21 protein-coding genes are annotated in these 23,693 nt (G+C 57.4%); 10 read left to right on the top strand and 11 right to left on the bottom strand.

Features of this window, described 5'->3' with window-relative positions; all coding sequences use genetic code 11:
* Positions 1-203 precede the first annotated feature (203 nt).
* Together metC and RZ35_RS15010 are read left to right on the top strand one after the other, a co-directional pair.
* Positions 204-1,397, top strand: coding sequence for a cystathionine beta-lyase (gene metC, locus RZ35_RS15015; RefSeq protein ID WP_026744062.1), 1,194 nt, complete (start codon positions 204-206; stop codon positions 1,395-1,397).
* 188 nt (positions 1,398-1,585) lie between these two features.
* Positions 1,586-2,245, top strand: coding sequence for a DedA family protein (locus RZ35_RS15010; protein WP_026744061.1), 660 nt, complete (start codon positions 1,586-1,588; stop codon positions 2,243-2,245).
* A gap of 45 nt (positions 2,246-2,290) precedes the next feature.
* Here RZ35_RS15010 and RZ35_RS15005 read toward each other — a convergent pair whose 3' ends face one another.
* Positions 2,291-3,205, bottom strand: coding sequence for an AraC family transcriptional regulator (locus RZ35_RS15005; RefSeq protein WP_026744060.1), 915 nt, complete (start codon positions 3,203-3,205; stop codon positions 2,291-2,293).
* A gap of 208 nt (positions 3,206-3,413) precedes the next feature.
* Here RZ35_RS15005 and RZ35_RS15000 point away from each other — a divergent pair, with 208 nt between their 5' ends.
* From RZ35_RS15000 to dkgA, 3 genes are all read left to right on the top strand, one after another.
* A complete protein-coding gene (locus RZ35_RS15000) occupies positions 3,414-4,154 on the top strand; it encodes a nitroreductase family protein (RefSeq protein ID WP_026744059.1) in 741 nt (246 codons plus the stop codon).
* Between the two features lie 3 nt (positions 4,155-4,157).
* Positions 4,158-5,321: an alcohol dehydrogenase gene (gene yqhD, locus RZ35_RS14995; protein ID WP_026744058.1), complete on the top strand. Its 1,164-nt coding sequence runs from the start codon at positions 4,158-4,160 to the stop codon at positions 5,319-5,321.
* 201 nt (positions 5,322-5,522) lie between these two features.
* Positions 5,523-6,368, top strand: a complete 846-nt coding sequence (gene dkgA / locus RZ35_RS14990; RefSeq protein ID WP_026744057.1) for a 2,5-didehydrogluconate reductase DkgA — start codon at positions 5,523-5,525, stop codon at positions 6,366-6,368.
* A gap of 53 nt (positions 6,369-6,421) precedes the next feature.
* On the opposite strand, the gene RZ35_RS14985 is transcribed toward dkgA, so the two are convergent.
* Positions 6,422-7,099: a GntR family transcriptional regulator gene (locus RZ35_RS14985; protein ID WP_099049275.1), complete on the bottom strand. Its 678-nt coding sequence runs from the start codon at positions 7,097-7,099 to the stop codon at positions 6,422-6,424.
* 259 nt (positions 7,100-7,358) lie between these two features.
* On the opposite strand from RZ35_RS14985, the gene RZ35_RS14980 reads away from it, so the two are divergent.
* From RZ35_RS14980 to RZ35_RS14970, 3 genes are all read left to right on the top strand, one after another.
* Positions 7,359-8,438, top strand: coding sequence for an ADP-ribosylglycohydrolase family protein (locus RZ35_RS14980; protein ID WP_051625593.1), 1,080 nt, complete (start codon positions 7,359-7,361; stop codon positions 8,436-8,438).
* Entirely contained in the window at positions 8,384-9,802 is a 1,419-nt protein-coding gene (locus tag RZ35_RS14975; RefSeq protein WP_026744055.1) for a purine-cytosine permease family protein, read from the top strand. Before RZ35_RS14980 ends, RZ35_RS14975 begins: the two co-directional genes overlap by 55 nt.
* On the top strand, positions 9,799-10,737 hold the full coding sequence (locus RZ35_RS14970) for a PfkB family carbohydrate kinase (RefSeq protein WP_036153579.1): 939 nt from the start codon (positions 9,799-9,801) through the stop codon (positions 10,735-10,737). Before RZ35_RS14975 ends, RZ35_RS14970 begins: the two co-directional genes overlap by 4 nt.
* 19 nt (positions 10,738-10,756) lie before the next feature.
* Here the strand turns inward: RZ35_RS14970 and ftsP are convergent, their stop codons facing one another.
* From ftsP to parC, 3 genes are all read right to left on the bottom strand, one after another.
* Positions 10,757-12,172: a cell division protein FtsP gene (gene ftsP / locus RZ35_RS14965; protein WP_026744053.1), complete on the bottom strand. Its 1,416-nt coding sequence runs from the start codon at positions 12,170-12,172 to the stop codon at positions 10,757-10,759.
* A gap of 103 nt (positions 12,173-12,275) precedes the next feature.
* Positions 12,276-13,013, bottom strand: a complete 738-nt coding sequence (locus RZ35_RS14960) for a 1-acylglycerol-3-phosphate O-acyltransferase (RefSeq protein WP_026744052.1) — start codon at positions 13,011-13,013, stop codon at positions 12,276-12,278.
* A 209-nt stretch (positions 13,014-13,222) separates the two neighbouring features.
* Positions 13,223-15,496: a DNA topoisomerase IV subunit A gene (parC, locus tag RZ35_RS14955; protein WP_026744051.1), complete on the bottom strand. Its 2,274-nt coding sequence runs from the start codon at positions 15,494-15,496 to the stop codon at positions 13,223-13,225.
* Between the two features lie 258 nt (positions 15,497-15,754).
* Between parC and RZ35_RS14950 the strand changes: the two genes are divergently transcribed.
* The gene (locus tag RZ35_RS14950) at positions 15,755-16,336 is read left to right on the top strand and encodes an NAD(P)H-dependent oxidoreductase (protein ID WP_026744050.1); all 582 of its coding nucleotides are present in this window, start codon (positions 15,755-15,757) and stop codon (positions 16,334-16,336) included.
* Between the two features lie 35 nt (positions 16,337-16,371).
* Here the strand turns inward: RZ35_RS14950 and RZ35_RS14945 are convergent, their stop codons facing one another.
* The 6 genes from RZ35_RS14945 to nudF form a co-directional block, all read right to left on the bottom strand.
* The gene (locus RZ35_RS14945) at positions 16,372-17,268 is read right to left on the bottom strand and encodes a LysR family transcriptional regulator (RefSeq protein WP_026744049.1); all 897 of its coding nucleotides are present in this window, start codon (positions 17,266-17,268) and stop codon (positions 16,372-16,374) included.
* A gap of 22 nt (positions 17,269-17,290) precedes the next feature.
* Positions 17,291-19,186: a DNA topoisomerase IV subunit B gene (gene parE / locus RZ35_RS14940; RefSeq protein WP_026744048.1), complete on the bottom strand. Its 1,896-nt coding sequence runs from the start codon at positions 19,184-19,186 to the stop codon at positions 17,291-17,293.
* A gap of 117 nt (positions 19,187-19,303) precedes the next feature.
* Positions 19,304-19,885 carry an esterase YqiA gene (gene yqiA, locus RZ35_RS14935; protein WP_026744047.1) on the bottom strand — a complete coding sequence of 194 codons (582 nt, stop codon included), beginning with the start codon at positions 19,883-19,885 and terminating at the stop codon, positions 19,304-19,306.
* Positions 19,885-20,712, bottom strand: a complete 828-nt coding sequence (gene cpdA / locus RZ35_RS14930) for a 3',5'-cyclic-AMP phosphodiesterase (protein ID WP_026744046.1) — start codon at positions 20,710-20,712, stop codon at positions 19,885-19,887. Before cpdA ends, yqiA begins: the two co-directional genes overlap by 1 nt.
* A gap of 27 nt (positions 20,713-20,739) precedes the next feature.
* Complete coding sequence (locus tag RZ35_RS14925; RefSeq protein WP_026744045.1) at positions 20,740-21,162, bottom strand: DUF1249 family protein; 423 nt, start codon at positions 21,160-21,162, stop codon at positions 20,740-20,742.
* A 4-nt stretch (positions 21,163-21,166) separates the two neighbouring features.
* On the bottom strand, positions 21,167-21,799 hold the full coding sequence (nudF, locus tag RZ35_RS14920) for an ADP-ribose diphosphatase (RefSeq protein WP_026744044.1): 633 nt from the start codon (positions 21,797-21,799) through the stop codon (positions 21,167-21,169).
* A gap of 361 nt (positions 21,800-22,160) precedes the next feature.
* On the opposite strand from nudF, the gene tolC reads away from it, so the two are divergent.
* On the top strand, positions 22,161-23,549 hold the full coding sequence (gene tolC / locus RZ35_RS14915; RefSeq protein WP_026740730.1) for an outer membrane channel protein TolC: 1,389 nt from the start codon (positions 22,161-22,163) through the stop codon (positions 23,547-23,549).
* The last annotated feature ends 144 nt before the right edge of the window (positions 23,550-23,693 follow it).

The raw sequence follows: 23,693 nt of genomic DNA, 5'->3' as shown, positions 1-23,693 counted from the left end.
CGCTTCTGGCCAAAACCCCGCCTTTCCTTACAGCACAATCCCCTTTTACTGCCCTCGCTGGCAGCAAGAGNGTGCTTTTTAGCCTTCCGCCCGACACACTCGGTGTCAGCCATGATAACGTAAAGATAAAGGTGTTAAAGAGATAAAACCGCCGCACTCCTTAATGACAGGAGCCATCAAGACCGATGAGCAACAGGTGAAGCATGACTAGCAAAAAAACCGCCACAGCACTGGTATCCGCGGGAAGACAGAAGAAATTTACCCAGGGTTCGGTTAACCCCGTGATTCAGCGAGCCTCCTCGCTCGTCTTCGACAGCGTGCAAGAGAAGAAACAGGCAACGATAAATCGCGCCAAAGGCGCCCTGTTCTACGGCCGCCGTGGGACGCTGACGCNCTTTTCTCTACAGGAAGCCATGACCGAGCTGGAAAACGGCGCGGGCTGCGCGTTATATCCTTGCGGTGCAGCGGCCATCGCCAACGCTATCCTGTCATTCGTTTCATCGGGCGATCATCTGCTGGTTACCGGCTCCGCCTATGAACCGACGCAGGACTTTTGTAACAAAGTGCTGGGTAGAATGAACGTCAGCACCACCTATTTCGATCCCATGATCGGCAGCGATATCGCCGGGTTAATCCAGCCGGAAACCAAAGTGGTCTTTTTGGAATCGCCTGGCTCCATCACGATGGAAGTGCAGGATGTCCCCGCCATTGTCGCCGCCGTCCGCCGTATCAATCCAGAGATCGTCATCATCATGGACAACACCTGGGCGGCGGGCATTCTGTTTAAGGCGCTGGATGCCGGCGTGGATATCTCCGTTCAGTCAGGCACCAAGTACATTGTGGGGCACTCCGACAGCATGCTGGGCACCGCGGTCGCGAATGCGCGCTGCTGGGACAGGCTGCGCGAGCAGTCTTATCTGATGGGTCAGATGGCGGACGCCGACAGCGCCTATATCGCGAGCCGCGGCCTGCGTACGCTGGGGGTGCGCCTGAAGCAGCATCAGGAAAGCAGTTTGCGCATCGCGCGCTGGCTGGCGGAACGTCCGGAAGTCGACGTCGTCAATCATCCCGCTTTGCCGGGATGTAAAGGCCACGCGACCTTCGCGCGCGATTTCAGCGGCTGCAACGGGCTTTTTTCGTTTGTGTTGAAACAAAAACTCTCATCAGCGCAGTTAGCCAGCTATCTTGATAACTTCAATCACTTCAGCATGGCCTACTCCTGGGGCGGTTTCGAATCGCTGATTCTGGCTAGTCAGCCGGAAGAATTAGCCAAAATCCGACCGGCCGGCGGCGTTGGTTTTAACGGAACGTTGATTCGGTTACATATCGGACTGGAAGATTGCGACGATCTGATCGAGGATCTCACCGACGGGTTCAGAAGAATTCAGGAATCGTAAAGGTTCCTGTCGCGCTATATCCCTTGTTTCTCTGCGATTGAATAGGGAAAACGTGTATTATGGTCGTTACACGGCAGTTCTAACGACAAACCCACGTTTTTCACCCTATTACGTACCCGAATCGCGGCACGGAGCAGCAATACGTTGTTCATTTCAGAGGGTTCCAGCAAAACCAGACAGGACGCAAAATGAGTGTTGTTCACGAAATAATTCAGGCGCTATGGCAGCAGGACTTCAGCGCGCTGGCCGATCCTCACGTTATTTGGGTGGTCTACGGCATTCTCTTCGTCACCTTATTTCTTGAGAATGGGCTGCTGCCGGCGTCCTTCCTACCGGGAGACAGCTTGTTGCTGCTGGCGGGCGCAATGATCGCGAAAGGCGTGATGAGTTTTGTCCCGACCATGGTGCTGCTGACCATTGCGGCCAGCCTTGGCTGCTGGCTCAGTTACCTGCAAGGGCGCTGGCTGGGCCACACCCGGCTGGTCAAAACCTGGCTGGGACAACTGCCGGTGCATTATCACCAGCGCGCCTATTCGCTGTTTCACCGGCATGGACTGGTGGCGCTGCTGATCGGTCGTTTTCTGGCCTTTGTGCGTACGCTGCTTCCGACCATCGCCGGGATTTCCGGGCTGAGCAATACCCGTTTTCAGGTTTTCAATTGGCTGAGCGGAATGCTGTGGGTCTGCGGCATCGTATCGCTGGGCTACGCCATCAGCCATATACCCCTGGTGAAACGCTACGAAGACCAGGTGATGACCGGACTGTGCCTGCTGCCCGTCGTGCTGCTGCTCAGCAGTTTGGTCGGTATCGCCATCATGCTATGGCGTAAAAAACGCGTCAGCGTTTAATGCCGCCTTTCGCCGCCGGGCTGAACGCCTGCGCGGCGACGTCTGTTAATTACCTTCCACCAGCGCGCTGCCCGACCGTAGCCGCACCACCTCGTCGCCCGGCGTCGTGCCGAAATAGCGTTTAAACTCCCGGCTGAACTGCGACGGGCTTTCATACCCGACCCGCAGCGCGGCGGCGCTGGCCTTTAGTCCATCATGCAGCATCATTAATCGCGCCTTGTGCAAACGATAAGATTTCAGATATTGCAGCGGCGAGGTATTCGTCACCGCCTTGAAATTGTGATGGAAGGCCGACACGCTCATATTCACGTCCGCAGCCAACTGCTCGACGTTCAGGCTGTCCGCATAGTCGTGTTCGATGCGCCGCAACGCGCGCGCGATCTGGCTGAAGTGGGTATGCCGGTTGACCACCGCTTGCAGCGCCGCCCCGCCTACGCCGCAGAGCACGTAATAGATGATCTCACGCACGATGCCCGGCCCCAGCACTTTGGCGTCTTTGGGCGTCGCCATCGCCTCCAGCAACCGTTCCGCCGCACACAGCATTTTGTCGCCAAGCGGTACGCTGCATACCCCGGTGGTGTCGGCGCTCGGACGTTCCGGGCACTCATCGTCGCCAATGTCCATCAGCAGATCCTGCAACATCGCGCTTTCCATACGTATCGAAAGGCCAATCAGCGGTTGCTCCGGCGTAGCGAAGGTTTCGCATTCAAACGGCAACGGCACCGTCATCAGCAAATAGTTGTCCGGATCATAGCGGAAGGTCTTTTCGCCCATGAAACCCACTTTGTGGCCCTGAAACATCATGACGATACTGGGGTCATACATCACCGGCCGACGCACACAGTGCTCTTCGGCATAGATGACCCTGACCTGCGGGATCGGCGTGACGGTGACGCAGCTTTGTCCCACATATTGCCTGGCCATGCGCGCCAGCCGCTGGCGTTGTGTTTCACTTTGCATATCTTCATCCTTTGCAGAATATGGCAATAAAATGACATAAATGCGGCCGTCAAGCATCAATTCCTGCACTCCTTTGCAGAAATAGGCAATAACGAAACAGAAATGAGCATTGTACCCTCGCCGCCAGATCCCGAGAATGAATATCAGACCACGCCGTCGGACACTCCGATGGACTAAAGAAAATCAAAACAACGAAGGGATGGAAAGAATGAACGAGACAATCAAGTTATTGACGAGCCATCGCAGCGAACGCAGCTATCTGGACAAGGCGATTCCTGAAGACGTCCTTTCCGCGATCATCGAAACCGCCTACCGCGCCCCGACTTCCGTTAATTCACAACAGGTTTCCGTTGTCGTCACTCGCGATCCGGCGCGNCGCGCCCGCATCGCCGAACTGGCCGGCGGACAAGCCTGGATTGCGCAGGCCCCGGTCTTCCTGACGCTGGTGCTGGACATGCATAAAAGCGAACGAGCCATCGCCCTGGCGGGCTTTGAACAGCACGCGCACGAAAGCGTGGAGAGCATCGTTTCCGGCAGTACCGATGTGGGCATTGCCCTGGGCAGCCTGATCGCCGCAGCACATTCCTATGGACTGGGCATCGTCCCCATCGGCGCCGTCCGCCGCGATCCGCAGACGATGATCAAACTCCTTGAACTGCCGGAACACACGTTCCCTGTCGCGGGTCTGGTCCTGGGCTACGTCGACCAACCGGCGCATCAGAAGCCCCGTCTGCCCATCAGCACCTTCCGTCATGAAGAAGTGTATCAGGACGACTCGCTGGACGACGCCATCAAACAATACGATGAAACGCTGACGAAACATTGGGAAGAAATCGGCCGCACCGACGGCGCCGCCTGGGGACCTAACACTGCGGACTATTACCAGCACATCTACTTCCCCGAAGTCCTACCCGCCCTGCTTCAGCAAGGCTTCAAACTGGATAAGTAATCTATGAATAATTTTACCCTGCATACCCCTACCAAGATTCTGTTCGGAGAAGGACAAATCGCCGGCATCGCCGCTGAAATCCCTCAAAACGCGCGCATTCTGATCGTCTACGGCGGCGGCAGCATCAAACGCAACGGCGTGCTCGACCAGGTCCACGCCGCGCTGGCGGGCCGCAGCATCGCCGAGTTTTCCGGCGTTGAACCCAATCCGACGTATGAAACGCTGATGAAGGCCGTGGAGGTCGTGCATCGGGAGCACATCAATTTCCTGCTTGCCGTCGGCGGCGGTTCAGTGGCGGACGGCACCAAATTCATTGCGGCGGCGGCAAACTACACGGCGTCGGACGATCCGTGGCATATCCTGCAAACCGGCGGACAGGACATCACTCAGGCGCTGCCGATCGGCGTGGTGCTCACGCTCCCGGCTACCGGTTCCGAGTCCAACAGCGGCGCGGTGATCACACGGAAAGCCAGCGGCGACAAACAAGCGTTTCACTCGACGTTGGTACGTCCGCAGTTTGCCGTGCTGGACCCGGTCGTCNCCTATACTTTGCCTGAACGCCAGATTGCCAATGGCGTCGTTGATGCCTTTGTCCACACGTTGGAGCAGTACCTGACCTACCCGGTCGACGCGAAGGTTCAGGATCGCTTCGCCGAAGGGCTGCTGCTGACGCTGGTCGAGGAAGGTCCGCGCGCGCTGGAAGAGCCGGATAATTATGCCGTGCGCGCCAACGTGATGTGGAGCGCCACGCTGGCTTTGAACGGATTGATCGGCGCCGGTGTCCCGCAAGACTGGTCCACCCATATGCTGGGACATGAGCTGACCGCCATGCACGGTCTGGACCATGCGCAGACATTGGCGGTCGTTCTGCCTGCCATGCTGCGTGACCGTAAAGCGCAGAAACGGGAGAAACTGCTACAGTACGCTGAGCGGGTATGGAACCTCCGCGATGGCAGCGAAGAGGGCCGCATTGACGGCGCGATTGAAGCCACCCGCGGGTTCTTCGAACGTATGGGCGTCCCCACGCGGATGTCGGACTATCAGTTAGACGGCAGCAGCATCCCGGCGCTGGTGGAAAAGCTTGAGGAACATGGTATGACGGCGCTGGGCGAACACAAGGACATTACGCTGGCCGACAGCCAACGCGTCTACGAGGCCGCCCGCTAAGGCAAATCGCCCCCCTTCAGCTTTCAGCTACACTGCTGTTTAGCGCTGCCAATCGGGAAAACATTCCCCCGCGGTAACACGCACTCCGGCGGCTTTTCGCATTGCGTAAACCGCCGTTATTCGCTTTACGGCAAGCCGTAAAGCGGACCTGCAGTCGGCATCGACCGCGCTCCGTGGTCGGGCCGGAACAAGGAGAATGCTATGACGACACAACCCATCATTAAACTGAGTGACGGCAAAACCATCCCGCAGTTGGGACTGGGCGTATGGCAAGCCAGCCATGAAGACACGATCGTTGCGGTGAATGAAGCGCTGAAAACGGGGTACAAGGCCGTCGATACCGCGGCCATTTATCAAAATGAAGCCGCTGTGGGCGAAGCGTTGAAGTCTGCCGGGCTGCCACGTAATGAGCTGTATATCACCACCAAACTCTGGAACAGCGATCAAGGTCGCCCGGTACAGGCGCTGACGGAGAGCCTTCGCAAGCTGAAGCTGGACTATGTCGACCTCTACCTGATCCACTGGCCCTGGCCGCCCAAAGGCAGCCCAGACGATACCTATATCGAGGCATGGCGGGGCTTGATTCGACTGCAGGAACAGGGGCTGACCAAAAGCATTGGCGTCAGCAACTTTCATCCGCACCATCTGCAGCGTCTCAAGGAAGCCACCGGCGTGATGCCGGTCATTAACCAGATCGAACTGCATCCGCTGCTGCAACAGCGCTCGCTGCATGCCTGGAATACCACGCATCACATTCAGACAGAGTCCTGGAGTCCACTGGCGCAGGGCGGGAAAGGCGTATTTGATACGCCCGTCATCCGCGATTTGGCGAAAAAATACGGTAAGACGCCAGCGCAGATCGTTATCCGCTGGCATCTTGATAACGGGTTAGTCGTGATCCCGAAATCCGTGACGCCGACCCGCATCCGTGAGAACTTCGATGTGTTTGATTTCGAACTGGAAAAAGAGGAGTTAAGCCAGATCGCTACGCTAGACAGCGGCAAGCGTCTCGGCCCCGATCCGGATCAGCCCCCCGCAGACGCGTAATAGCCTCCCGTCGCAGCGCCGGNCAGGCCGGCGCTGCGCACCGGCAGGCACGTTTAGTCAGACACTTCAAATTCGTAGATATCACTACGGCAATAAATTTCGCAATATTCCAGTAATTCGCCCTTGGCGTCGAAGGTGNGTTGGCGGCTGAAGAGCAACGGCATGCCGTTCGGCACTTTCAGCAGTTTCGACACTTCCCGCGTTGCGCTGACGGCGCGTAGGCGATAACGCCGATTTTCTGGAAAGATGTGCCGCTCGCGCCAATAACCGTATAGCGAATGTTCAATTTCTTCCGGTTGAGGTAACCACCGCTGAGGGATCCATACCGTCTCGAGCGACGCTGGCTCATTGTTCAGTAGTCTGACGCGACGAAGTTTGGTCAGCACTTCGCTTTCCGGAAGATTCATCGCCAATGACAGCGCAGGAGTCATGGCAACGTCGGTAATACGTTCCAACCCGTTATTGCTGGCTACGCCGCCCCGCTGTTGAACCAGCGCGGAAAAACCTGGTTCATCGCTGGTTAACGCATAGTCGAGCTGGAGGGCGATGCGCGTGCCGACGCCCTGCTGGCGGAGAATCAACCCTTTCTGCTCAAGCAGCGCAAGAGAACGAGAAACGGTGACGCGGGACAGCCCCAACAGTTGCACAAGCTGACGCTCCGGCGGTAAAAAATGACCACTTAGGTCACGCCGTTGCTGAATAGTATGTTCGAGCGCTTTAGCCAGTTGCATGTAGCGCGGAGCAGATGACGGTTTGTCCAGCAAGGACCGTAACTGAATAAAAAATTCTTCCATAGCTGCCTTGTGGTTGGGATCTTTGATGAGGCAATTTTTATCAATTCCCCACCGCCTGGATACTTATAATATGCAGGGTAACGTACCTAGGATTTACATTGGCATCATAAAGGCTTTAAATTGGACTTGCAATTAACGCACGCTTTTTATACATTAGCCACGGTATTAGGAAACTAAGCCAACACCAGGGGTCTTCATGACCGTAATAAAACATCCCCACGACGCCATCCTCGGTTGTCTCTATGGGCAAGCGGCGGGTGACGCGATGGGGATGCCATCAGAACTTTGGCCGCAGGAACGGGTCCGCCAGCACTTTGGCTGGATCGATTGCTTTCTGCCAGGACCAGACGTCAATATCGCCGCCTGCGGTCTCATCGCAGGAGAATTCACCGACGACACCCAACAGGCCATCGCGCTGATTAACGCCGTGATCGAAGCCAAAGGCGCCGTCGAGCCTGAACGCATAGCCCGACACATTCTGGCGTGGGCGACGCGCATCAACGCATTTGAAAAAAACGTTCTTGGCCCCAGTTCCAAGGCCGCGTTGAACGCCATTCGTTCCGGCACCCCCGTGCATGAAATCAACGCTAACGGCGTGACTAACGGCGCCGCCATGCGCGTAGCGCCAATGGGCTGCCTAATGTCCACCGCCGATAAGGCCGCGTTTATCCACGCGGTACGGCTCTCCTGCAGCCCGACGCATCAGTCCGATATCGCCGTTGCGGGNGCAGTAGTCATTGCCTGGGCCATCAGCCGCGCCATCGACGGCGCGGAGTGGAAGACGATCAAAAACGAATTGCCTCGCTTGGCGGAGGAAGTCCAACTTCAGCGCATCACCACCTTCAGTCCAAAACTGAGCCGCCGCATCGAACAGGCTTTCACCCAGGCCGCTACGCTGCGTAATGTGCCTGACGCTCTGGCGCTTTCAGAACTGTACGATACGCTGGGCGCAGGCATGGATACGCTGGAATCCGTGCCAATGGCGCTGGCGCTCGTCGACCTCGCCGTCACTCAACCTCAACGCTGTGCGATATTAGCTGCCAATCTTGGCGGCGATACGGATACAATTGGCGCGATGGCCACCGCGATTTGCGGTGCGCTTCATGGCATCAACGCCTTTCCCGCAGCATGGGTCTCCATCATCAATCAGGCCAATGAGATTGACTTAACTCCTCATGCTGCAAAACTTTATGCATTCAGAATAAAGAGGAGCACATTGGAATGGATGGAACGCAACGAGGTGATACACAACCTGAACCCAAAGGTTGGAAGGTAGAAGAAACAGGTATTGATCTGGTGCCCGAGGCCGAACGAACGGNCACCCCGCTACAGCTTTTCTGGATCTGGTGCGCCGCGAATATCGGCATTCTCGGCATCGTTTACGGCGCCATCATCGTCTCCTTCGGACTCTCCTTCATACAGTCCGTTCTGGCCGCCGTCATCGGCGTCGCCAGCTTCTCTCTTGTGGGCTACACCTCCTTTGCCGGACAAACGGGCCGGACCTCGACCTTGACGCTTTCCCGCGTCATTTTCGGGTTACGCGGCAATATCGCCCCTACTGCGTTCAGTTGGTTCTGCCTGATCGGCTGGGAAGCCGTCAACGTCATCACCGGTACTATGACGCTGGCCGCGCTATTTACGGCGGTGGGCTTCAACGCCAGCCATACGCTGACCGCTATCTGTCTGGTGCTGTTCGCCGGCCTGACCATCATCGTCAGCCTGCTCGGTCAAAATGTGCTGTTCGCGATGCAAAATTGGTTCAGCAAGATTTTCGGCACTATGACGCTGATTGTCGTCATCTTCATTCTGTTCAATACGCCGTGGCAGCAGGTGCTGGCGATGCCGTCCGGCAGTTGGCTGACCGGTTTCCTGCCAGCGCTTTCCGTGATTGCCGCAGGCACCGGGGTCGGCTGGACCATCGCGGGCGCGGACTATAGCCGCTATCTTCACCCTGCCACGCCGCGCCGAAGCATCTTCGCCGCCGTGGTCGGCGGCGCCAGCCTGCCGTTGGTTCTGCTGATGCTGGCGGGCATACTGCTCTCTTCTCAGCTGACCGATCTCGCCAGTTCTGCCAACCCCATCGCGCTGATCGGCACCGTGCTTCCGCCGTGGATGTCCGTCCCCTATCTGTTAACCGCCACCGCTGGCGTCGTCACCATTGCGGTACTGAGCCTTTACTCCGCCAGCCTCAATCTGCTGACCATCGGCATTAAAGTCCGCCAGTCGGTAGCCGTGACCATCGACGCCATTCTGATGCTGGGCGTGGCGATTTACGTCCTGTTCGTTTCCGGCGNTTTTCTCACGCCGTTTATTTCATTCCTGATCTTTTGCGGCGTGTTCCTCGGCTCATGGGCGGCGATGTTCATCCTTGACTATTTGAGCCTGCGGCAGCATCGCGGCTATTCCGCCGCGNCGCTCTTCGGCCTAAATGGAGAAAACCGCGGCGTACGCTGGATCCCGCTGGGCTGCTGGCTATTAGGATCGGTTTGCGGCCTGTTGGTCACCAAAACCGGGTTCATCGACGGTCCGCTGGCGGTCGGGATCTTCGCCAATTCCAGCCTGGGCATTTTCCTCTCTTTTGGCATTAGCCTGGCGACGTACGGTCTGTATTTGCTATGTAAACCCAAGGAGAAATCATGAAGCAGGACTTTCAGGCCACCACGCCTGTGGTGGTGATCGGCGCGGCTGTCGGCGACAACGTCATGGCCGTGAAGCGGCTGCCGAAGAGCGGAGAGGATATTGAAGCGAAAGATCTGGGCTACCAAATCGGCGGCTGCGCATTCAACGTCGCCCGCGCCCTCCGTCGACTTCAGGTGCCGGTCATCAATGGAATGACCGTAGGCAACGGACCGTGGAGTCAACGCGTCGCGGCGGAGATGGCCGCGCTGGGGTTGGAGGTGCAGCTCCGCTGCGATGATCAGGATAACGGCTGGTGCCTCGCACTGGCCGAAGAGAACGGCGAACGCACGTTCATATCGGTGTCCGGCTGCGAGTCGCAGTGGTCGAAGGAGAAGCTGGCGCAGTTGGTCATTCCGGAAGACGCGCTGATCTATGCCAGCGGCTACGAGCTGAGCGGTGAGCATGGCGCGCTGCTGCGCGACTGGCTGCTGGCGCAGCCTCAACCTAAGCTGGTGGATCTCGGACCGCGTATTGCGGATGTGCCGACCGCCTTCATCACAGCGCTGGACAATACCAACGTGTTGCTGACGCTGAACCGGGACGAAACCCGCTTTCTGTGCGGCGACGGCGATCCTATCGCCCTGTCCACAGAGTACGCCGCCCGCCATCAGCTGACGCTGATTTGCCGCCTGGACAAAGACGGCGCCTGGCTGTGCGCACCGGGCCAGCCCCCTCGCCACGCGCCGATCTATCCGGTGGACGTCGTCGATACCATTGGCGCCGGCGATGCGCATAGCGGCGGGCTGCTGGCCGCGCTGTCGGCACACTGGCCGCTGGCCGACGCGGTGGATCTAGCAAATCGCGTCGCCGCCTGCGTGGTATCCCGGCCCGGCGCGAATGGCGCGCCGGACTGGCAGGAGTTGCAGCAGCGTTTCTCCTCAGCCCCGCATCNCTAACCTCATCGGGCGAACGCGTTTAGGCGTTCGCCTGCACCACAAGTTGTCCGGCCGACCCTTTGTCGGCCATCTCCAGCGTATGGCTGTAATACAGGAACGGGAAGCGGTCGACCGAGGGCTGATTGAAGTACACCAGCAGCTCCACGTCGTTCTCCACCCATACCGTATCTTTCCAGCCATTATCCTCCGGCGGAATTCTGCCGCCGTTAACGCTGCGCACCAGGAAAGCAGCGCCCTGAATATGGAAGGGCTGCGGCGTATCCGCATGCACGAGCCAGCGCTCACAGCGTCCAACCTGCGTCTGCACATCCGTCCGGTTCATATCCCACATCGCGCCGTTGATGCCCGGCAGGGTGTCGCCCAGCCGGAATTCACGGGTACGGCTGATAGCGCTATCCACAATGTTGTCGGCCATCAACCGCATAGGCAGCGTGTCAGTCACCAACGGCAGCATGCCGGTCGGCTTCAAGGTTAGAACCTGGCCGGACACCAGTATCGAGGACGGCTCAAACAGGCCGCGCAGGCGGTCCATGATGCCGGCCGACTCACCTGCGGTCAGCGTCACCTCGTCGCCATTCGACATATCAATCAAGATTTCACGACGCTCGCCCGGCGCGATCGGCAGCTGATTCAGCCCCAACGGCGCGGGCAGGAAGCCCTGATCGCTGGCGATCAGATACATAGGCCGGTTATCGCTCATTTGTAAAACGTAACGACGCGCGTTGGAAGCGTTGAGCAATCGCAGTCTCACCCAGCCGCGCGACACCTCGACAAACGGCGTCTGCATGCCATTGACCAACAGGATGTCGCCGACGAAACCGCCGCGGCTCGGCGGGTCGNACTGCGGCGTGCCAAATCCGTCGAGCTGCTTGTCCTGAATCATCAGCGGGAAATCATCGACGCCGTAATGATTGGGGATCGGCAACGATCGGCTGATGCGATCTTCCACCAGCCACAGGCCCGCAAGACCATTGTAGACGTGCGGTGCCATGCGGTTCGGCGTATTGGCGTGATACCAGCAGGTGGCGGCGGGCTGGCGGATAGGCAGTACCGGCGACCAATCCATACCGGCCGGTATGATGCGGCTAGCGCCCCCCATTAACGAGCCAGGCACCTGTAGACCGCTGACAGTCATCGACACCGGCTCAGTCAAGCGGTTGCTGTAGATCAGCTTGACGTCATCATCGCTGTAAACCCGAACGGTGGGGCCAAGATAGCGGCCATTGATCCCCCAAACCGGGACTTTGCGATTGCCTGAAAAAGCCCAGTGCGCGCGCTGCAAGGTCAGAAAGACCGGCTGCCCGCGTCGGGACTCGATAAGAGGGGGAATAGGTAACATGTTGGTAGAAACATCGGCCTTGGCCGTCAACGGTATGGCACTGGAACACAGGGCCACACCAGATGCCCGAAGAAACTGACGTCGGCTTAATGACATAATCACTCCGAAAACCTGTAAANCCGCATGCTACCTATGACTTCACGAAGGAAGTTCAGGTCTGCTGATACGCCGCCACCGGACTGTGCGGCTGGACTAACGGCTATCGTTTTTTAGCGGCTTCCCGCGCGGCGACTTCCGCATCGAGCTGCCGAATTTTTTCCGCCATCACATCGTGACAGTGCGCCGCCAGTTCCCGGACCTGATCCTTGCCGTAGGCGCTGCAATCGACCGGCGGCAGCATTTCGACAATGACCAAACCGTTGTTCCAACGATTGAGCTTCACTTTGTTATGCGTGTTGGAAATGCAGATCGGCACTACGGGCACGCCCGCGCCGATGGCCGCATGGAAAGCGCCGGTTTTAAACGGCATCAGCCCACGCCCGCGGCTGCGGGTACCTTCCGGAAACATCCACACGGAAATGTGTTGTTCTTTGATGTGCTGCACCACCTGCGCGATGGTGCCATGCGCGCGCGCGCGGTTGTCGCGGTCAATCAGCAGGTTGCCGGTAATCCAGTACAATGGGCCGAAAAACGGGATCCAGGCCAGGCTCTTTTTCCCGACCGTAATGGTGCGAGGCTGTACGACGTTGGCCGCCGTGATCATGTCATAGTTATTCTGATGATTGGCGATGTAGATACAATCGCCGTAGCGAGAGGCATCGTCAGGAACGCGAATTTCGACCTTCAGGCCAAATACCCACGAAAGCCGCCCAAACATACGACCAAACGTCGATACGTGCTGCGGATTTTTCGGGCTGAATAAACAATAGATAAAGCCAAACAGACAAATTAGGATCGCAGACACTATCACGACCACCAAGCGAAGAAGAAATACCATAACAACCTCATTAGCCAACTGCCGCCGTAGTATAGCGGCTTCCTTCCAAAACACACGGCGAACCTTGCTTCCGAATGTATCCAATATTCAGCATGAACGCCGTGGTCAGAAGCACAACCTAAAAACGCCTTATCCCCCGGTGAAACACACCGAAAAATAAGGCGTCAGTTATCTCATCCGCGGTCGCCGCGGCGCTGACAACGCGCGCGTTACGCGTCGCCGTTCTTATCCTCAGGGGCCGGCGGAGATACCACTTCCACCCGATCCACCCGTTGCAGGCCGCGCGGCAACAGCGTGCCTTTACGGCCGCGTTCCGCNCGGAATTTCTGCAAATCTTCCGGCCGCAGGGTCAGCTTGCGTTTTCCGACATACAGCGTCACAGAAGACTTCGACGTGATGATAAACAGCCAGCCGATTTTGTCTTCGCCGCTGGCCGCCTGAGCGGCAGGGATGGAGACGATCTTGTTNCCCTTGCCTTTCGACAACTGCGGCAGGTCCGCTACAGGGAAGAGCAGCATCCGCCCGGCGGCGGTGATCGTCAGCAGCAAATCGTCGTCGCTTTGTACGCTGAGCGGCGGCATGACCTTCGCGTTGTTCGGCAACGTCAGCACGCTTTTNCCAACGCGGTTGCGCGCCACCAGATCGCTGAAGGTGCATATGAAGCCGTAGCCAGCGTCGGAAGAGAGCAACAAGCGCTGGTCATCCGCCGCCATCAACACCTGCTCTACCGTCGCGCCCGGCGGTGGGGTCAGCTTGCCAGTCAGCGGCTCGCCCTGCCCTCTGGCCGATGGCAACGTCAGCGGGTCGAGCGCATAACTTCGGCCGGTGGTGTCGATGAAGACCACCGGCTGGTTGCTCTTCCCGCGCGCAGCAGCGCGGAACGTATCGCCGGCGCGATAGCTCAGCCCGGCGGGATCGATATCATGACCTTTGGCGCTGCGCACCCACCCCATTTCGGACAGCACGATCGTCACCGGCTCGGAGGGCAGCAAGTCGTGCTCATTCATCGCCTTCGCTTCGCCACGCTCGCGCAGCGGAGAACGACGCTCGTCGCCATACGCTTTGGCATCGGCTTCGATCTCTTTTTTCAGCAGCGTGTTGAGTTTACGCTCGGAGGCCAGCAGCGCCTGCAACTGATCTCGCTCTTTCGCCAAGTCGTCCTGTTCGCCGCGAATCTTCATCTCTTCCAGTTTGGCGAGGTGACGAAGTTTCAATTCCAGAATCGCTTCCGCCTGCGTTTCGCTTAGGCTGAACTGCTTAATCAGCACCGGCTTAGGTTCGTCCTCGGTACGAATGATATGGATCACTTCGTCGATATTCAGGAACGCGACCAGCAGACCTTCCAGAATATGCAGGCGTTTGAGTACCTTTTCCAGACGGTAATTGAGTCGACGGCGGACGGNAGCGCGACGGAAGACAAGCCATTCGGTCAGGATTTCGCGTAGCCCTTTAACGCTGGGGCGAGCATCCAGACCGATCATGTTCATGTTGATGCGGTAGCTTTTTTCCAGATCGGTGGTGACGAACAGGTGGTTCATCACCATCTCCATATCGATACGGTTCGAGCGAGGAACCAGCACCAGACGCGTGGGGTTTTCGTGGTCCGACTCATCCCGCAGGTCTTCCAGCATCGGCAGCTTCTTGGCTCGCATCTGGCTGGCGATCTGTTCCAGCNCCTTAGCGCCGGACACCTGATGCGGCAGCGCGGTGATGACGGCAGACCCCTCTTCTTTCTTCCACACGGCGCGCATACGGACGGATCCGCGACCTGTCCGGTACATCTTTCGCAGCTCTTCGCGCGGCGTGATGATTTCCGCTTCGGTCGGGAAGTCTGGGCCTTGTACCCGTTCCAGCAGTTCGTCGAGCGTCGCATCCGGATTGTCGATCAGCGCCACCGTGGCGGCGGCGACTTCACGCACGTTATGCGGCGGAATATCCGTCGCCATCCCGACGGCGATGCCGGTGGTACCGTTCAGCAGCACGTTCGGCAGCCGAGCCGGCAGCATTTTCGGCTCCTGCATTGTGCCGTCGAAGTTCGGCGTATAGTCCACCGTGCCCTGACCCAGCTCTCCCAATAGTACTTCGGCGTACTTAGACAGGCGAGATTCGGTATAACGCATCGCGGCGAAGGACTTTGGATCATCCGGCGCCCCCCAGTTTCCCTGGCCGTCGACCAGCGGATAGCGATAGGAAAACGGCTGGGCCATCAGCACCATCGCTTCATAACAGGCGCTGTCGCCGTGCGGATGGTATTTACCCAGCACGTCGCCGACGGTACGCGCGGATTTCTTGAATTTGGCGCTGGCGTTCAATCCCAACTCCGACATCGCATAAACGATGCGGCGCTGAACCGGCTTCAGGCCGTCGCCGATAAACGGCAGCGCCCTGTCCATGATGACGTACATGGAGTAGTTGAGATAGGCGTTCTCTGTAAACGTGTGCAGCGCAAGGCGTTCTGCGCCGTCATGAGTCAATTCACTCATTGATTATCCTTAAACCGTGGCGCTGGCTGTTTTCAAACAGATCAACCCCGTCAGTGTGATAGAAGCTGCCCGCGATAGTACCGCAACTTATGGTTGACTGTCACAGTGCCCGATATGGCTGTTGCNCCTGGCGTTTACCTGTGATTGTTGCTTATCAGTCAAGAGTGTTATGCGCCACCATGCATTTTTCTCCTCAATGCCGCTGAGTACACTACCTCTTAATTCATTAACGACTCATCGAAAAGTGAGATCTCGGCTATGCATAACATTTTGCTTATCAATGCGAGCAAGGCTTTTGCCCATTCCAAAGGACAGCTGAACGACACGATGGCGGACGTGGCGACCAATTTCCTGCGAGAAAAAGGCTATGATGTCCGCGTTACTAAGGTAGACGATGGTTACGATATCCAGCAGGAAGTACAAAATTACCTGTGGGCCGACACCATCATCTATCAAATGCCCGGATGGTGGATGGGCGCGCCGTGGACGCTGAAAAAATATATCGATGAAGTCTTCACCGAAGGCCACGGCTCACTGTATGCCAGCGACGGTCGTACCCGTTCCGACGACAGTAAAAAGTATGGCTCAGGCGGTTTGCTGCAAGGCAAGACCTACATGCTTTCTCTGACCTGGAACGCGCCGTTGGAAGCATTTACCGACAAAGATCAGTTCTTCCACGGCGTCGGTGTGGACGGCGTCTACCTGCCGTTCCATAAGGCCAACGAGTTCATCGGACTGGCTGCCCTCCCGACGTTCATCTGCAACGACGTGATCAAGCAGCCCGATATCGACGGCGNCGTCGCCCGTTACCGCGAGCACCTGGATAAAATTTTCGACTAATCCTCATCGGCGCAGCCTTCGCTCCTGTGTCCTGTTTATAGCGGGTGCTGCGCCATCTCTTCNCTCAAAAAATCAAGAAAACAGGCGATTCTCCCTGCCAACGGGTGCGTTCGGTAATACACCGCATTCACCGGCAGGCGCATATCAACGGTATGCTCCGGCAGAATCTGCACCAATCGACCCGCCGCCACATCCTCGCAGGTCATAAAGTCCGACAGCCGGGTTATTCCCTCTCCCCGCAGCGCCAACTGCCGCAGCATTTCGCCGTTAGAGGCCGAAATGGTCGGCGTGATCGTTAAGAACTCTCCGCCGGCATGCCGCAGCGGCCACTGATTCAGGCTCTCTGACTGAGTAAACCCCAGCAGCGTGTGCTCATTCAGCGCTTCTACTGNGCGCGGAGCGCCCTGTCGCCGCAAATAGTCTGGGCTGGCCAGGACTCTCACCTGACTGGCGCCGAGCCGTCGGGCGTGGATCGAGGAATCCCGCAGCGCACCGATGCGGATGGCGATATCGGTATGCTGTTCGAGCAGATCGATAAAGACTTCATCCGTATTCAACTCCAGGAGGATGTGCGGATAACGGCGGCGGAATTCTGGGATAAGGGGAACGATCACGTGCTGCATAAAGGTCGTCGCGGCATTGATCCGCAGGCGGCCGCAGGGCTGCTCTCGGGAGAGCATCAGCTGTTCTTCAGCCTGCTCGACCGCCTGAATGACGCCGCGAGCATGCACTAAAAACAGCTGGCCTTCTTCGGATAAGACCAACCGACGCGTCGTGCGGTGCAACAACGTGACGCCGAGTTTGTTCTCCAGCCGGCTTAACGCACGGCTGATGCCGGAGGTGGTTTGACCTAGTTGATCGGCGGCGGCGGTGAAGGAGCCACTGTCCGCCACCACGACAAACGCCTGCATTTCTTCCAGCGTGACTTTCATCGGCATGCCACTGCGTTAGCAGTCAGACCTCAATTTCCGCTTCATCGCCTTTCTCCTGCAACCAGTTGCGGCGATCTTCCGAGCGCTTCTTCGCCAATAGCATGTCCATCGTCGCCATCGTCTTTTCGACATCTTCTTCGCCGATGGTCAACTGCACCAGACGGCGCGTGTTCGGGTCCAGCGTCGTTTCACGCAGCTGGAGCGGGTTCATTTCGCCCAGACCTTTGAAACGCTGAACGTTAGGCTTGCCTTTTTTACGTTTGAGGCGCTCCAGAATGCTATTTTTTTCCTCTTCATCCAGCGCGTAGTGCACCTCTTTTCCAAGGTCGATACGGTACAGCGGCGGCATCGCCACATACACATGACCGCCAGCGACCAGCGAACGGAAGTGTCGGACAAACAGCGCGCACAGCAGCGTAGCGATATGCAGACCATCCGAGTCGGCATCCGCCAGAATGCAGATCTTGCCATAGCGCAGCTGGCTCAGGTCCTCACTGTCCGGATCGATGCCGATCGCCACGGAGATGTCGTGGACTTCCTGCGACGCCAGCACCTCGTCGGAGGAGACTTCCCAGGTATTCAGGATCTTGCCCTTCAGCGGCATGATCGCCTGATACTCACGGTCACGCGCCTGTTTAGCAGAGCCGCCCGCGGAATCCCCTTCCACCAGAAACAGTTCGGTTTTATTCAGATCCTGCGCCGTGCAGTCCGCCAGTTTGCCCGGCAGCGCCGGTCCGCTGGTCAGCTTTTTACGCACCACTTTCTTCGCGGCGCGCAGACGGCGCTGGGCGCTGGATATCGCCATTTCCGCCAGCTGCTCAGCCGCCTGTACGTTCTGGTTCAGCCACAGGCTGAAAGCGTCTTTGACGACGCCGGAAACGAAGCCCGCGCACTGACGCGACGACAGACGCTCTTTGGTCTGCCCCGCGAACTGCGGGTCCTGCATTTTCACAGACAGGACATAAGCGCAGCGCTCCCAGATATCGTCCGCGCTTAGCTTGACGCCACGCGGCAAAATATTGCGGAATTCGCAAAACTCCCGCATCGCGTCCAGCAGTCCCTGACGCAGGCCGTTGACGTGCGTACCGCCTTGCAGCGTCGGGATCAGGTTGACATAGCTTTCCGTCAGCAGCTCTCCGCCTTCCGGCAGCCACAACAACGCCCACTCGACCGCCTCGCTGTCGCCCTTGATCGCACCGGTAAACGGTTTCTCCGGCAGCGTGGGCAGGCCGTTGACCGCTTCGCTTAGGTAGTCGTTAAGGCCATCCTGATAGCACCAGCGCTGCTCGGTATTGTTGACACCGTCTTTGAAGATGATCTCTACGCCCGGGCACAGCACCGCTTTAGCTTTCAGCAGATGCGTTAGTCGGGAAACGGAGAAGCGCGGGCTGTCGAAGAAGCTGCCGTCAGGCCAGAAATGAACGCGCGTACCAGTGTTGCGACGGCCGCAGGTGCCGGTTACCGTCAGATCCTGGACTTTATCGCCGTTCTCAAACGCCATATCGTAGACTTGACCGCCGCGACGGACGGTCACTTCGACACGTGTTGACAAGGCGTTGACCACCGAGATCCCCACGCCGTGCAAACCGCCGGAGAACTGATAGCTTTTGTTGGAGAATTTACCGCCTGCATGCAGGCGGCATAGGATCAGTTCGACCGCAGGCACCCCCTCTTCTGGGTGGATATCGACCGGCATTCCTCGGCCGTCGTCAATAACCTCCAGCGATTGGTCGGCATGCAAAATCACCTCAATGCGACGAGCATGACCGGCCAGCGCTTCATCGACGCTGTTATCGATCACTTCTTGTCCCAAGTGGTTCGGGCGGGAGGTGTCCGTATACATACCTGGACGACGGCGCACCGGCTCCAGTCCGCTGAGGACTTCAATGGCGTCAGCGTTATAACTTGATTGTGTCATGGTTTGAATGAGTTAAGTCGTTGTTTGAAATGATATGACGTCGTGCAACCGGCACTCGGATGACGGNCCCCCTGCGCTGTGGCTCCGGCCCGTTCCCCGCCATTAACGTCATGGCAGTCAGCGCCTGTTCAGCCCTAGAAAATCAACGATAGGCGCAAAAAAGTGCTCAAATCCCATAAACGCGTGATTGCCGCCGGACTCCACCGTCTGACGACAGGCGGTGTAATAGGCCACGGCCTGCCGATAGTCCAGGATTTCATCACCGGATTGCAGCAAGCACCAAAGCAGATCCGGGGATTCCAGCGGTTCGACCTGCATGGTTTTAAGATCGTAAACGTGCCGAGACTCTAGCACATATTGTTCATCGGTGTAGGGATTGTGCTGAGGCCCCAGATGATCGATCAACAGCTCGAACGGCCTGACGGCGGGGTTCACCACCACCGCAGGCAGCATGAAGCACTGGGACAGCCAGGTGGCGTAATATCCGCCCAGCGAGGAACCCACAATGCCCAGCGGCCGACCCGCGCGCTCCATGACCAGACTCTCCATCAATTCCGCCGCTTCCGCCGGATAGGCCGGCAATTGGGGAACGATCATATCGATGTCGGGATGATGTTCAGCCAGCCAACGGCCCAGCGCCGTTGCCTTCGCGGAGTGAGGCGAACTATTGAACCCATGAAGGTAAAGCAAGGTAGGCATCAGTAACCGTCCGAATCCATATCAGGCAGAAAGGCATTGCCTTCCAGGCGGACAACCTGCGTTTCAACGCCGCCGTCCGGCAAGAGCTCCAGATAACGCCAGCCCGGAGCGACGTTGTCTATGGTGAAGTTGGTGCAATGCGGTCTGAACTGCACGCAGGTGGAGGGCGTCGCCAACAGGCGTCGACCGTGCCAGTCCAGATCCAGCTCCTGATGAATATGCCCGCAAAGCACCGTGTTGACGTTGGGATAGCGGGACAATACGGCGTCAAGACTGTGAGCATTGCGCAGGCTGTGCTGGTCAAGCCAGGTGCAGCCCGAAGGCAGAGGGTGATGGNGCAGCATCAACAGGGTATAGCGATTGGAGTGGCGGTCCAGTAGCCGCTCCAGCCACTCCAGCTGATAGTCGCTCAACTCGCCATGCGGTACGCCGAAGACCTGGCTGTCCAGCAAGATCACCTGCCAGTGATCTCCCAACAACACATGTTTCGAGGGCGCGATGCCGGCCAACGCTAGCGCATCCACCATCGCCGGTTGGAAGTCATGATTGCCGGGCAGCCAGACGCAGGGCACGTCAAAGCGGCGGATCCCTTCAGCGAAGTGTTCATACGCAGCCAGCGATTGGTCCTGCGCCAAATCGCCCGTAGCGGCGATCAGGTCGAAGTCGTGCTGCCGTGCGGCGATAGCCTCCAGCACCGCGTGGTAACTGTGATAGGTATCTACACCAAGCAGNGTTTCCTGCTTGCCAGCAAACAGGTGGGTATCTGTGATCTGTAAAATCCTGATTCTGGCCCCACGCGCCACAGGAAGTGTCAACTGGCTTTCCAAATGGTGTCCTTGGTCTGTGAAATCTGCCTAATAAACCGGAACCGACATCGAACCATACGCTAAACAGTATTTTAGCCAATCAGCAAGGAACTGATTGATTTGATGCTTTTCGTCACGTTGGTGTAACTTTTTATTGGGATAATCATAACGTGCCTTAAAGCGAAATATCTGCTGGCTGGAACACACTTCCGCGACCATCGCATCGTGATAGAGCCGCACAACCAGCGTCGGCAGACTCCAGTAACTTACCGCTGGCGCAATCTGTTGGATCTCCACCAGCGAGGTATAGCGGGTAGACTCAAGAATCGTTAAACGATAGCGAGCCTGCTGTACGTGATACTCCACTTTTTCACCCACCTCATCCTGACGCGGCAGCAGACGGCGCAACTGCGCGAAGTTCATTTCGCATAGCCGCATCATTTCGGGAAAGTCGGGAGTATAACGTTTCATGAATTCAATCCACCCACTCGGTTTTCAGTTTTTCATGGTGCAACGCCAGCCATTGCAAGGCAATGACAGAGGCTGCGTTATCAATCACTCCCTCTTCGACCCAGCGATAACTCTGTTCGCGGCTGACCACCTGAACGCGTATATCTTCGTTCTCCTCGGCCAGCCCGTGCACGCCCTGTGCGGTACGGGTATCCACTTCTCCCACCATAATGGTCAGGCGCTCGCTTGTTCCGCCCGGACTCGCCAGATAGCTGAGCACCTCACGGCAACGCCCCACCGTCAGGCCTGCTTCTTCCTGCGCTTCACGCCGGGCTACGTCTTCATGGCTTTCGCCGGGATCAATAATGCCAGCGACCAGCTCAAACAGCCACGGAGAATCACTGGTATCGTAGGCGGCAATACGAATCTGTTCAATCAACACCACCTCGTCTCGCACAGGATCGTACGGCAACAGGACGACCGCATGGCCGCGCTCGAGAATCTCACGGCTGACTTCGCCGCTCATACCGCCCTTGAACAGACGGTGACGATAACGGTAGCGGTCCAGCGAAAAAAAANCTTTGTACAGCGTTTCACGTGCAATAATTTCAACATCGTCTTTGGTAAAGGTGAACGGACGAGTTTTTGAAGACGCCATCTTTGTACTCCTGTGATAAGTCTCGTAATCTCAGTGTATATTGCTACTGGGGATGCTGGCCGGCGTACCCGGCGATTGAAACGCTATTGACCCGAACCTGACGTCCGACGTTACCGTCAAGACAGGACGAAACCGTCAGAAACGGAGCATTTATGCTCACGGCTTTTTGACGGAACCGGATGCATCAACGGGAAATTGTTCCCACTCTGCGGCGGTCGATAATATGCATCAGGGCGCTGATGTCGCCGTAGGATGGCACATTCAGCCACCTCATCGTATTGTAAGATTCTGCTAGAATCGGCAACTTATCGTCTCCAGATGGCGCTACCATAGCAACTTTGCTGCACAACAAGGAATGCAAATGAAGAAATTGCTCCCTCTTCTTATCGGCTTGGGTCTGAGCGGCTTCAGCTTCATGAGCCAGGCGGAAGATCTGTTACAGATTTATCAACAGGCTAAAACGACAAACCCCGATTTACGCAGTTCTGCAGCGACTCGTGACGCCGCCTTTGAGAAAATCAATGAAGCGCGTTCTCCTTTGTTGCCGCAGCTGGGTCTGGGTGCGGATTATACCTATACCAGCGGTTTCCGTGACAGCAAAGACGTGAACAACAACGTGAAGAGCGCTTCGCTACAGTTGACTCAAACCCTGTTTGATATGTCCAAGTGGCGCGCGCTGACGCTGCAGGAAAAACAGGCCGGCATCGAAGACGTCACCTATCAGACCGCGCAGCAAACGCTGTTGTTGAACTCCGCCACCGCCTATTTCAACGTCCTGCGAGCGATTGATTCGCTGTCGTATGTCACCGCCCAGAAAGCCTCTATTTATCGCGAGCTGGATCAAACCACTCAGCGCTATAACGTAGGTCTGGTCGCCATCACCGATGTGCAGAATGCCCGTGCGCAGTACGACAGCGTGCTGGCAAGCGAAGTCACCGCTCGCAATGCGCTGGACAACTACCTGGAAGTGCTGCGTCAGGTGACCGGCAATGTCTATCCTGAACTGGCCAGCGTGAATACCGACAACTTCGCGCCTAAAAAACCGGAGCCGATCAATACGCTGATGAAAACGGCGGAAAGCCGCAACCTCAGCCTCTTATCCTCCCGTTTGAGCCAGGATCTGGCCCGCGAGCAGATTCGTTCGGCGCAGACCGGCTACATGCCGACGTTGGATTTATCCGCCTCGACCGGCGTGAGCAACTCCCGTTATTCCGGGTCTCGCGCAACAGAAGGCAGCTACAACGACAGCGATATCGGCCAGAATCAGGTCGGCCTGAGTTTCTCCCTGCCGTTGTACAGCGGAGGCGCGACCAACTCTCAGGTCAAACAGGCTCAGCATAGCTACGTGGCCGCCAGCGAAAATCTGGAGAGCGCGCACCGCAGCATGATTCAGACATTGCGTTCGTCTCACAACAACATCGCCGCGTCCATCAGCAGCATCGCGGCCTACAAGCAGGCCGTCGTTTCCGCGCAAAGTTCTTTGGACGCCATGGAAGCCGGCTATCAGGTAGGGACCCGCACCATCGTTGATGTTCTGGATGCGACAACCACGCTGTATAACGCGAAGCAGCAACTATCCGGCGCGCGTTACGACTATCTGATCAACGAGCTGAACTTGAAATACGCGTTGGGAACGCTGAACGAAAATGATCTGCGCACGCTGAACGCCACGTTAGGCAAACCGGTTTCCACGACTCCGGCGCCTACCGCAGACGACAGCACCCGCACCGTTTTCGCCGCCGGTAACTGATCGCGTTTTACCCAGCCTGAGCATGATGCGGCGGTAGCCTGCCTTCGCCGCATCGTTTAACAACAACGCCCTTCACAGCGAATTTACTCTAAAACGAAAATTTTCTTTCAGAGCGAATTGTATAGCTGCGTAAAATGCTTGCGC

Source organism: Lonsdalea quercina subsp. quercina (assembly GCF_000688655.1).
Taxonomy (GTDB): Bacteria; Pseudomonadota; Gammaproteobacteria; order Enterobacterales; family Enterobacteriaceae; genus Lonsdalea; species Lonsdalea quercina.
Note: the sequence above shows the minus strand (reverse complement) of the source record. Positions and strands in the feature narration are given on the sequence as shown.